The organism is Stakelama sediminis (genome assembly GCF_014199335.1).
In the GTDB taxonomy this organism is placed as follows: Bacteria; Pseudomonadota; Alphaproteobacteria; order Sphingomonadales; family Sphingomonadaceae; genus Sphingomonas; species Sphingomonas sediminis.
Genome location: NZ_JACIJI010000015.1, coordinates 1 through 11812, shown reverse-complemented (window position 1 = coordinate 11812; position 11812 = coordinate 1). Strand labels below are relative to the sequence as shown.

Sequence of the window (11812 nt, the reverse complement as noted above, 5' to 3'; positions counted from 1 at the left end):
CATGACGCCCCATATCGGCAATTCCACGAAACCACCCGCAGACGATCCACTTATCGAGCGCCGATCCCTGTTCAGACCAACCCGGCCACCTCTGATCGGCTCGGACCGCCCGAGTAACCCTCGGACGCGCAGTGTAGGGCGAGCCACCCCAAACGCAGAGGCGGACATACGGTCTTACAGTGAATCTCAACAACCCCTAATCACAACTGGACGAAATTACCCGTGGCAGGTCACGTCGTCTGGCGAAATCCGAGCCCAAAAATACAAGATTTTAAGAAACTTGATCCGCGGCTTATGGCACAGGCATATCTTGCTGCGTAGACTTTCTCGTGAAACGGATTCCGCAGCGTACCGCCAACCACATCAGGCATGCGATCGACGCGAATTGACCGATTGCAAATGCGTCGATGATGATGCTCAGCCTGTCGTACGGATCAGACGGCAAGGTCGATGCTAGCACGACCATCAATGCTACGCCGACCCCCGCGGAAATACATCGCACCTTGCGTTTGTCGGCGCCAAGCACCGCCATGCTGAGGTGAATGTAAAAGGCTACGGCGGCGGTAGCTACTGCGATGCGGCACGGAAGTCCGGCCAGACTATCGAGTAGGCTGAGCAGGGTCGAAGCCGAATTCAGGCCGAGCCAGCTGGTGACTGGGCCGAAAAGCACCAGTCCGAGATAGGCTCCGGCGCCCGTCACAAGCGCAGAAATTGCCGCCGGAGCGAGATTAATTATCCCCTGAACACCGTCACGATAATAATCTTTGATCTTGGCGGTCACAGTGACCGAGATGAGCGATATTTCGAGGCCGATGATCCTCTGGAACAGTCCTACAGCAGCGACCTCCGCTTTGAAACCGAGGAACTCGGCGAGAATAACGGGCAGGCTGAACCTCGACACCGTCAGGAACATCTCGATTCCGACATAAATCGAATTTAACGCGATGAACGCTACGCCCTTTTTCGACCGCCTGATCGAGGTTCTCGCGACAGCCTTCAAAGCCTTGATCCATGCCGGTCCGGAGGACGAGATGATCACCGAAGCAAGAAAAGAGACCAGAAACGAAATCAACATCATCAAGAACACAGCGCCGACGCTGACGGCAAAGTTGGATTCATAGGTCGATAATATCAGCAAAAAGAAAATAATGCCTTGGAGTGAGTCGAGAAAGATCGATACCAATATCTTTCCGTCCATGATCAGCTTGTATCGATTGATGGTGATCAACTGGCTGATGATGATCGACAGCGCTCCTGCAATGAACGCTAACACGGAAATTCCGGCGGCATAGGCATATATCGAAGCAGGCAGGATCAGGACGGCCAACGACAGCAGTCTCGACAGGATACTCCAGAAGGCCAGCCTTCCGACGCCCATGCCTTTGTGCGCCTGCTTGAACAGATACCTCGATTGTCCGAAATCAACGATCTGGGCAAATATCGTGGCCGCCGACAATATCAGTGCGTATCTGCCGAACTGATACTCGCCGAGTATCTTGATGACGATCATCAGACCGGCGAGCTGGGAGATCAAGCCCAGCGACCGAACTATAAAAAAGCTGATTGCTGACGTCACGTTCTTTATCCGAGATTAAGTGCTACATTGCGAGACGACATTTTAGGGCAGGCCGTTTTGACGGGGCGTCAAGCAATCTTCGGCCCGTTAATACCCGAGGTGGCATTCCAGAACTGCCTGATTTTCCTATCCCACCTCAAATGTAAGCAAGGAGAAGCGGTAAGAATTACAGAGAATCGCAATGCACTGATCGCTGATATTGAGATATTCCCAACCCAGCGGGCAGACATCGGTCGATACTTGCGTGTGGAGCGAGTTCGAAACCGCGTATCGAACGGCGCCCATCATGCTAAATGACCGATTACTTCGGATAATCATTTGAAATTGAAAATATATTTTCTCCCCTGTGAACGAAATCTCTGTCTTCATTGCTGATGGCGCGAAGGAAATTTCGCGAATTTGCCTGACCTGGCAGCATCCAATCGTGGGTCTCCGCGATCAACAGCGGAACTTTCGCTACCCAACCGGTGTTTCGGGAAAAAAGATCGTCTTCAAATCCCTCAATATCGATCTTGACGATAAAGGGCACGAGATCAGTGTTTTCCGACAAAATCGTGTCGATCGACAAGATCGGTATAGCACCTTTGCCACTATCCGTACGAGAAGTGCGGAACGCATTGTTCTTCGATCCGGAATCATCGATCGTCGCAAACCCATCGACAGAACCGATTGCCGCGTTCTTGAAATCAATGTTTCCTAAACCGTCGCAGTTCTTCTTTATCATCGTGAAATTATTTACTTCCGGCTCAACAGCGACAATACGCGATTCTGGAAATTCCCTACTAAAATAATATGCAGACAATCCGATATTTGCTCCACAGTCGATAATTAAAGGATTGCGGCCCGTAGACAGAATGTACCGATAATGATCGAGTATTTCAGGATAACGCTTCAGAAATCGCAGATCATAGTCGTTTTTAGCGAATATCTGGTCGGCAGTGACCGAATCAATATTCTCGCGTGCATGTACGTGAAATATTTCCTTGTTCCTCTTGTCGAAGATAAAGATCTTCCCACTGCGATTGGGAGACAAGCGCACGAATCTTTTGCTCTTTCTCGTGGCTGCAAGCGCAAACAGAGCGCCGAAATGCATGAGATGCTTCATAAAACCACCTTTTCCTAATAGGTGCTTCAGCGAATACCCCCATTGCGTCAGATCGCAAACAATGGCTCGGATTGATCCATCGGCTTGCGCGAAATCACCCGTCCCTTATTCCCATCATTTGAAAAAAAGCGAAAATGTAACGAACTGCCATCTCACTCCGCTCCCTTGGTCTGCGCTGGGTCCATGCATCGGCCTAGCGCAAACCGAAAAAGCCGAGAATGCCAGCGTCTGTGATATCGAAAGTATGCTTGTAGTCGCGCACTGGGGTCGTAAACGGTTATCGTTTCCGCGCCAAGTCTCGGATGGTCCGACCTGCCACCTTTCTGCTGCCGGAATTTCGGCCTGGGCATTCGATGTTGCGAAAGGCGTAGCGAGCGTGCGGCCCGTCAGAGGTGTATTTAAAATCTTGCCTGACCGGCCAGATTGAAGGAAAGTTGAAACGCGCATGAAGATTCTATCGATCAATATTCGGGCCACGCAGGGCGGCGCGGGACGCGTTGGCTATGACCTTCACCACCGCCTCAAGGCGATGGGAGAGGATTGCCATCTCCTCTATGGCTACGCTTCGGGAATTCAGGCGGATCCGAGAACTGCGGACGAGCCCGATGTTCAATGGCTCGGCTCGCGATCTGCAGTCCTCACCAATTTTGCGTCGCATGTCCTCGCCGGTCGTGAAATTCGGACCGCCGGTATCAAACATGTCAGGGCGCATATAGCCCGCACCGATGTGATCCACCTTCACGCGCCGCATCACTATTATCTGAACTGGAATACCGTGACGCGCCTGCTCGCAGAAAGCGGCAAGCCGGTCGTCATCTCCGCGCATGACTGGTGGCTGGTCAGCGGCCGATGTGGCTTTGCGCGCGATTGCATGGGGTGGCGACGGGCCTGCGGCGAATGCGGCTCCAGGCGGTTCGAAGACCTGCCGTCGCTGCGCGATCGTTCCCGGCAGGTGCGCGTCTCGCGGCATGCGGCGCTTCGCCGCCTGCGTAGCCGACTGGCGATTGTCTGCCCGTCCGAACATCTCTGCAACGATCACCGCCAAATCTTTCCCGATCTGGATGTTCGGTTCATCCCCAACGCGCTCGATCGCGAATTCGAGGCCGCGGTGAGCGGTTTCCAGCTCAGTACGGACCGCAACGACCTTGTGTTTTGCGCATCGGATCTCGCTTCGCCGGGAAAGATCGATGCCGGGCTGGTCCGCACGCTGGCGTCGGAATTTGGCGGTAATGTCAAGCTCGTCGGGCGCAGCAGCCCGTTTTCAGACACCAGCGCCACGGCTCTGGGCGAGGTACGCGACCGAACGGAACTCGCGCGAATCTTTGCTTCGACGCGGGCGCTCATGTTCACATCGCAGATGGACAATGCGCCGTTGACGATTATCGAGGCGCTGAGCGTGGGCGCTTATGTCGTCGCCTATCCTTCTGCCGCCGCACAGGAAATGCTTCGGCTGGTGGGCGGGCGATGCGCTGAATCGCCCGATGAGGCGTATGAAATCGTTCGCACCGGTCGCGAAAACGAACTATATGGCGGGCAATCGCATCTGGAATTGGCGCGCCGCGCGCGTGAGATTTGGTCGGGTGAAACCATGGCGGCAGCGTATCGGGAAGTTTATCGTGATCTTTCACGCATGAGCGACGAGGTGCAGGCTTGACGGCCGTACCCTCCGGTCCGAAGTCGCCGCGCGAGAAGCTGCATGCGCTCGACGGACTGCGCGGGCTTGCCGCATCCTGGGTGGTGCTGCACCACATGGCGACAAACGCGCTGCTGCCGCAAGTGCCGCTTCTGATGCACGGCTGGATGCTTGTCGAAACCTTCTTCGTGCTCAGCGGCTTCGTGATCTGCTATCAATATGGCTCCCGCCTGGCGAGCCCCGGTCAGATCGCCAGTTTCATGCAACGCCGTTTCGCCCGGATTTGGCCGCTGCACGCCGCAATTCTGTTCGCGATGATATTACCGCGCCTCGTGGTGCTCGCGCTCCATGGTCCTGCGTCAAGCCAGCTTTTCGAGCCGGATAGCACACATTCGCTGGCATCGTGGTTTGCCAGTCTTGCGCTCATCCAATCGCTGGGACTGGACCAGCACGCGGTCTGGAACGGCCCTGCCTGGAGCATCTCGGTCGAATTTTACACCTACCTGATCTTTGCAGCCGTCGTCTTTTTTGCGCGTGAACGGCTGAGATCGGTCGCTGTCGTGCTCGCGGTGGTCGCCGGCGCGATGCTGTTGCTGCCGATGCCGACGCCAGAGCACCTGCTGATCTGCATTTTCTGCTTTTTTGTCGGGGTACTGGCATTCGATGCTTATTCGAGGTTCAAGCCAAGGGCGGTGAGGATACAGAGCAACTTGCCGTTCAGCATCGCCCAGAGTGTTCTGGCGCTCCTTATCTTGGAGCTGATCTATTTCGGCGAAAATCCCCCGCTGCTTTTTGGCCTGATCAATATGTTCCTGATCATCTCGATCGCGCAGCAGCGCGGGATTATCGGGCGCATGCTTGATCTGCGCATATTTCAGCTACTCGGGGCTTGGTCGCTGGGAATTTACCTGTTGCACATTCCGGTGCTGAATATCCTTTGGCGGATTGGCCCACATATTCCGGTAAGCTTTTTGAAGTTTGACCCGGCTCACTGGACCGTGATCGACAGCGCGGCGTTCCTTGCGACCGTGGTCGTTCTGGCTGCGCTTTCCTATCGCTGGCTGGAAGTTCCCGCACGCAGGGCGCTTGCCCCGCGTGTAAAGCCGCAGCCCGCAGCCGTTGAAGTTGAAAAGCGCCCCACATTGCGTATGGAGCACGACGCCGGATGACTGCACCTACCGGCCGGACCCACGGCCCGCCAAAGTTTTCGATCGTCACGATCGTCCGCAACAATGCGGAGGGGTTCGAGGCGACCCGGCGATCCGTACTTGACCAGAATTCCTGCGATTTTGAATGGATCGTGGTCGATGGCGCCTCGACCGACAAGACGCTGCATCTAGTCGAAACCGCGTTCGCAAGCGGTGAGGCGCATGGCTTCAGCGAGCCGGACCGCGGCATTTATGACGCTATGAACAAGGGTCTCAAAGCCGCGACCGGCGACTATATCGTTTTTCTGAACGCCGGCGATCGGTTGCTCGAGTCCGATTCTTTGCAGATCGTTGCCGATGCGATCGATCAGGCCGGTCAGCCCGATGTCGCGTTCTTCGCATCAAAAATGACCTTTGGACAAAAAGTCATCGACCGGCCCGCTAAATCGCCGAATTATATCTGGCACGGCCAACCGGGTTTGCATCAGGCGACTTTTTTTCGCAGGGAGGTGCATCTTCAACACCCGTTTTCGGATCGGTATCGGATTTGCGGCGACTATGACGTACTGGCGCGATTGCGCGCCTCGGGCGCGCGCATGCAAAGCTTCCCGCAGGTGATCGGAAATAATTCGTTTGATGCCGACGCCACGTCGGGAAGGCACAAGCTTCGTCTGATCAAGGAAGCCGTGCAAATCCAACGCTCCGAGCTTCATCTGCCGCTCTGGAAGTGTACGGCGAGCGTCCTTTTCAGGTCGATGAATTCGTTCGTTTTCAAGCTCCTGACCCAAATTAACCGGCGAACAACGTGACGGCAACGATCTCTCAACTGCGACGCAAACCGATGGCCGGCTCCGCGAGCGGGCGCCTTCGCAAGTCTACCACTTTCGACAGAGCGCTCGTCGTGCTCGGTTTTTTGAGCCTTGTTGGCCTCTATGCCAGGCTTTTCGACGTTTCCAACTACCACGTCACCATTGGTGGGCTTTGTGCCGCGTCGACGCTGATACTCGCGTTGCGCCGGATGACGTTTCGTATCATGCCGTTGATGTTGGCACTGATCGCGCTGATCGTGCCCGTTGCGATCTACGCCGTCAGCTCCGCGCTTAGGGTCACGATCCTGCCGCCCTCGAGTCAGTTTGCCGCGTCCTATGCGCTATGGGTCGTGAGCGTATTATTGCTAGCAACCGCATTTCTGACACGGTCTGCACTGCCGACAAATGCTGCTTTCGCGGCAAACGTCGTCATCGTCAGCATTTGTGCGTTTCAGATCATTGCCGCAGGGATTTTTCACAAGCTGATCGGCTTTGAGCTGGTCAAGCCGATTACCGGCGTCGGCTTGGGGGAAAGTTACGTGCATGTCAGCGCGTCACTGGCCGCCCGCGCCATCGGGCTCGTATATGAGCCATCAATGTGCGGGAGAATTATCGGCACGCTGTGCTTCATTGATCTTATCCGGACGCAGAAGGTTTTTCGCAACATGGTCTTAGCGGTGCTCGGCATGCTACTGACAAAATCGCTCGGCCTGCTCGTTCTTATCGTGGTCATCGGAACCATCTTGTTTGCGAGGTCCCTTCGCCAGTTTTTAATCTTGAGCATAGGACTCGGAATTGTTGTTGTGGTTATGGGAACGACCATTTCGCAACGCATCGAAACCGCCGCCACCGCTGGCAGCGCTTCATCCGTGGACCGACGAACGATGGCTCCGCTCACGACCGTGAAATACGCGATATCGAATTACCCACTCGGGATACCGATCGGTGCAAACGAAACCATCAGTCGAAAGACAGGCTATTTCGCGCTCACCGGTGAATCGCACATAACTAATGGGATCTACGAATTCATCATGTATTTCGGCGTTTTCGGGATAGCGGCCTGTCTGATGCTCATTTTCTACTCCGGTATTTTGTTCATCCGCGGTGAACGAGAATTGTCGGCAGCGATCATGTACCTGTTTTTATCGACCGCGCTATCAGGTTCTTTCCTGTCGATTGAATCGTCACTGCTGACATTCTTGTTCATCACAACCTGTCTGGCGGTACGGCGGTATCGCAAGCAGTTCGAACTTCGCTCTCGCGCTATGGTAAGGCGACCGACTGCCAAACCACGTCGCCTCTCTTGCCCTGCGGTCTATTCATAATGAGGTCGGCGGGACAGGGGCGCAAGGGCATGTTGGATTGGAGCATCGCCAAGGGGCGCCTGTGGCAGCTACTGAACTATTTCATGGTCGACACCGGGCGGTCTGAAAACACCATCATTCTATCGGGCAGCGGGCGAAGCGGAACGACCTGGGTCGAAGAGCTTCTGAACGTCGATAACGACTATCGGATGATGTTCGAGCCGTTCCACAATGGCAAGATCGCGGCGCTGAAGCGGTGGCAGTACAAGCAGTATCTCAGGCCTGGCCAGTCCTATCCGATGATGCGGCCCGAAATTGAACGAATTCTTGCGGGAAAGATACGGCATCGCTGGATCGACAAGTTCAACCGGAAAATCTTTGCCGATAAGCGCATCCTGAAGGATATTCGCGCGAACCTATTCCTCGCCTGGCTGCGCGAGGAATTTCCCCAAATTCCGCAGCTTCTTTTACTACGCCATCCTTGTCCGGTTGCGAGTTCTCAGCTCAAGCTCAATTGGCCTACGGGCATCGACACGTATTTCGAGCAGCCCGAACTGATCGAGGATCACCTGCGCCCCTTCTTGGACCTGAGGGATACATCGGACCATTTTGAGCGTCACCTGGTCAGTTGGTGCATCGAAAACTATGTACCTTTGCGGCAATTGCGCCCCGGCGATGCGCTCGTACTTTTTTACGAACATATCTGCCTCGATCCAGCGGGCGAGATGGACCGGATTGCCACCTTCCTCGGCCGGTCCTTTTCAGGCGATATCGTATCGGCGGCATCGATCCCGAGTAACATGAGCCAGGCCGACAGCACGATTTTGTATGGTGCCGCCGGTCCGCTCAGCTGGCGGCGTTCGCTCTCGGCTGAGCGGCAGGAGACTGCAAGCCATTTGCTCGCCCGCTTCGGCCTAAACAAGATTTATGGCGATGACGGCATGCCCGTCGTCGATAGCGACTCCGCCATAGGGGCTCTCGGCTGATACTGTTATTTCCAGTGAGAGTTAACCCATGTTTGACGTATCTCCTGTTGTTTTGGGCGGGAAATCGAGGATTGATCGTAAGCTCCGGGGGGTAAGGCCATATGTCCGTCTCGTTGTTAGAGGTGGTTCGCCCTACACCAGTGATCCGAGGGTTGCTCGGGTGAGCCGAGCCAACCCTTACACGAGGAGGACGAACCGTGGAACATCCTACAGAAGTTTTCATCGGGATCGCATTGCCTCGCCAGAAATGTGGACTTGTACCGGTTTTGTGCCGGTCACCTATCTCACTATGCTACCTTGGCTTCGAACGCGACGGGGCTGATGCCACCCAGATATGAATGGCGGCGGCGGGAATTATAAAAGCCGTTGATGTACTGGAAGATGGCAGCCTCAGCCTGACGTCTTGTTGGCCAGCTCTGACGCCAGATCAGTTCCGCCTTCAGCGATTTGAAGAACGTCTCGACGGCGGAGTTGTCGTAGCAGTTGCCCTTTCCGCTCATCGACGGTCGCAGGCTGTGGGCCTGCAGTTTTTTCTGGTAGTCGTAAGAACAATACTGGCTGCCGCGATCGTGACGTGACCCCCTGATTTTCCTCCAAGCTTGATTAGAGTCTGGCCCTACGAGAAGGACGGACAGATGAAGCGAACGAGGTTCACGGAAGAGCAGATCATTGGCGTGCTGAACGCAGCGCACGCCGCCGCACTGCGCGGCGGCATCGTCTGTCTCATCTTCATATATAATCTCACCTGATGATCGTTGATGTGGCTCCCAGGCACCGCTTCTCCCCTTCCATGGGAAAGCAGGCTGGCAGATCGCGATCACCATCACGCCTTCCCCGGAAAGAAAGACGCTTGCGTCGGTGTGTCTGCCGCTCCTCGGGGCTACGCCCCTCGTCCCGACAAACACACCGACGCCTTTCTCATCTTCTTTGTCGCGCTATTCTCACCCTGATTGTCGCGCCGCATTCTGGCCGATGCGATGCTGGACCAGGCTGCATTGAAGGATCTTCTGGCAAAAAAGTTCTGACGCCCGCCGCGAAGCGGGAAGCTGTCGCTCATCTCCAGACCTGTCACGGGATGAGCGAACGGCGGGCGTGCCGTGTCATCGATGCCGATCGCAAAAGCGTGCGTTACCGTATCACGCGGGACGATGATGCCGGTCTGCGCGAGAAGCTGCGCGAGCTGGCCAACCAGCGTCGCCGGTTCGGCTATCGCCGTTTGCATATCCTGCTGCGCCGGGAGGGGATCATGATCAACCGGAAGAAGACCCAGCGGCTTTATCGCGAGGAAGGCTTGGCGGTCAGGCGACGACGAAGCCGCAGGCGTGCTGTCGGCACGAGAGCACCTGCTCCGGTTCTGGCTCTGCCGAACCAGCGCTGGAGCCTCGACTTCGTTCACGATCAGATGGCATCCGGCAGACGGTTCCGCGTGCTCAACGTGGTCGATGACGTGACGAGGGAGTGCCTGGCAGCGGTGCCGGACACCTCGATCTCGGGTCGTCGTGTCGTGCGTGAACTGACCGAGCTGATCGCACAGCGTGGAAAGCCCGGCATGATCGTCAGCGACAACGTCCTAGGTCGGGAAACAGCACTGGAAAATGGCCAGCAGGTCTCGTTGCGCCGAGTGTAGTCGGCGCTAATGTATTTTTGATCCAGATGGCTTCCATCGTCAAGGAATGCGCTCTCGGCCATAGCAAACACAGGATCCAACGGCCGCGTGGGTCGTGGTCCTCACCGTCCTTAAAATGAGATGCGGATGCCAGATGGAAGGCCCGAACATTATCTACAGGGTCGCAGTTGCGCCCTCACGGCACAGCAGAGAGGGGTCCTTCCATCTGGTGTCCGCCCGTTCGAGGAACGGGCGGTACTCGGTTCCCGTTTTGATGACGGCGTGAGCGACGCGCGCCATCTTGGCGGTGAGTGCGGTCATCGCCTTGCGGCGGCGATCTGGATCGTTGGCGTGCCCTTCCATGTATCGCCCCAGCTTATCGCGAAAGCTGTTGTCGCGTTGACGAGCTGCTACCTGGGCTGCCATCCAGAAGGTGCGGCGCAGCCGGGCATTGCCATACTTTGAGAGCTTGGTCCGACCGCGAAATGTGCCGGACTGGCAGGTTGCAAGATCGAGCCCGCAGAACTTGAGAAACTGGCGATGGTGGGCGAACCGGCGAAGGTCGCCAGCCTCCGCCAGAATGGTCAGCGCGTTGATCGGCCCGATCCCAGGGATCATACGCAAGAGCTGATAATCGCGGTTCTCGCTGAGCAAGGCATGAGCGGTTCGCTCAATCTCGTCGCGTTGCCGGATCAGGCTTCGCGCTTGCCCGATGACCATGCGGAACATGGTGATCGCAACAGAATCCTCATCGACTGGCAGTGCGATGGACGCGCAGGCCGTCTTATAAATATCGTTGAGCAACCGTGCCTTGGAGACTTTGCGACCAACAAGTGACCAGGCCTCGTGCGTGAAAGCCTCCTGGCCGAGCGCTGTCATGCTACCGGGCGTCGGGAAGCGCTCAATCAAGGCGAGGAACCAATCAGATCGACTGTTGCCGGCGAAGCGTTCGATCTCAGGGAAGTACAGCGGCAGATAGTGGGTCAGTATCCGATGCCATGTCTGGGTCTTGGCCTTGGAGATCGCCTCGTGGGTCTTCGACATCTCCTGAAGATCGTTGATACCGGCGGCAAGCGGATCGACGTAGCGCTGGGTGGCGCCGATCTGAAGCATATGCAGGATCACCTGCGCATCTTTGGAATCGTTCTTGTCCCAGCCATTATGCAGCGCCTCGCGGGTCCGCGCCAGGGCAACGGACGAGATCAGACGCAACTCGAAACCAGCACTCAGCAGACGATGCGCCAATGTCCGGTGATAGTTGCCGGTCGCCTCGAAGCCGACAATAATCGACCTGCCTATGTCAGCCAGGTCGGATGCCAAGCGGTCGTAATCGGCCTGTGTCGCCATCACTGTCATACGCCGTCGCCGTCCGCCTTCCGGACGTTCGATGAGAACCTCCTGACGGTGCTTTGACATATCGATGGCTACCAGCACGGCGTCGGCGGGAGTAGGATTACGCTGGGTCATGGTCGGTCAGTCTCCAAAGGGTTGAGTCGACAACTTCACTTTAGAGACCCGCTGGCCGGTCATGACCGCCGTGATGAAGCCTGTGAACCGCGCCGGGTTTGTCGGAGGCCCCAACTCCTGAGAGTAAGGGGCTATGACAAGCAAGACGACGAACAAGTTTTCACCTGAGGTCCGCGCC

At 56.2% G+C, this 11812-nt stretch carries 7 protein-coding genes and 3 pseudogenes; 6 read left to right on the top strand and 4 right to left on the bottom strand.

Annotated features, from left to right (window positions below):
* Positions 1–292 precede the first annotated feature (292 nt).
* A complete protein-coding gene (locus FHR23_RS16295) occupies positions 293–1576 on the bottom strand; it encodes a polysaccharide biosynthesis protein (RefSeq protein ID WP_184006119.1) in 1284 nt (427 codons plus the stop codon).
* Positions 1577–1877: 301 nt separating this feature from the next.
* Positions 1878–2681 carry an FkbM family methyltransferase gene (locus FHR23_RS16290; protein WP_184006117.1) on the bottom strand — a complete coding sequence of 268 codons (804 nt, stop codon included), beginning with the start codon at positions 2679–2681 and terminating at the stop codon, positions 1878–1880.
* A gap of 445 nt (positions 2682–3126) precedes the next feature.
* Between FHR23_RS16290 and FHR23_RS16285 the strand changes: the two genes are divergently transcribed.
* From FHR23_RS16285 to FHR23_RS16265, 5 genes are read left to right on the top strand one after another with little or no spacing between them, the layout of a single operon-like run.
* Complete coding sequence (locus tag FHR23_RS16285; RefSeq protein ID WP_184006115.1) at positions 3127–4335, top strand: glycosyltransferase; 1209 nt, start codon at positions 3127–3129, stop codon at positions 4333–4335.
* Positions 4332–5483 carry an acyltransferase family protein gene (locus FHR23_RS16280; RefSeq protein ID WP_184006113.1) on the top strand — a complete coding sequence of 384 codons (1152 nt, stop codon included), beginning with the start codon at positions 4332–4334 and terminating at the stop codon, positions 5481–5483. The genes FHR23_RS16285 and FHR23_RS16280 overlap by 4 nt, the downstream gene beginning before the upstream one ends.
* Positions 5480–6271, top strand: coding sequence for a glycosyltransferase family 2 protein (locus FHR23_RS16275; protein WP_184006111.1), 792 nt, complete (start codon positions 5480–5482; stop codon positions 6269–6271). The genes FHR23_RS16280 and FHR23_RS16275 overlap by 4 nt, the downstream gene beginning before the upstream one ends.
* Positions 6268–7596, top strand: coding sequence for a hypothetical protein (locus FHR23_RS16270; protein ID WP_184006109.1), 1329 nt, complete (start codon positions 6268–6270; stop codon positions 7594–7596). Before FHR23_RS16275 ends, FHR23_RS16270 begins: the two co-directional genes overlap by 4 nt.
* A 29-nt stretch (positions 7597–7625) precedes the next feature.
* Positions 7626–8561 carry a sulfotransferase gene (locus tag FHR23_RS16265; RefSeq protein WP_184006107.1) on the top strand — a complete coding sequence of 312 codons (936 nt, stop codon included), beginning with the start codon at positions 7626–7628 and terminating at the stop codon, positions 8559–8561.
* Positions 8562–8848: 287 nt separating this feature from the next.
* On the opposite strand, the pseudogene FHR23_RS16260 reads toward FHR23_RS16265, so the two are convergent.
* Positions 8849–9130: pseudogene (locus FHR23_RS16260) on the bottom strand (IS3 family transposase); the annotation flags it as partial.
* A 387-nt stretch (positions 9131–9517) separates the two neighbouring features.
* Here FHR23_RS16260 and FHR23_RS16255 point away from each other — a divergent pair.
* Positions 9518–10128: pseudogene (locus FHR23_RS16255) on the top strand (DDE-type integrase/transposase/recombinase); the annotation flags it as partial.
* Positions 10129–10337: 209 nt separating this feature from the next.
* Here the strand turns inward: FHR23_RS16255 and FHR23_RS16250 are convergent.
* A pseudogene (locus tag FHR23_RS16250) lies at positions 10338–11634 on the bottom strand (IS110 family RNA-guided transposase).
* Between the last annotated feature and the right edge of the window lie 178 nt (positions 11635–11812).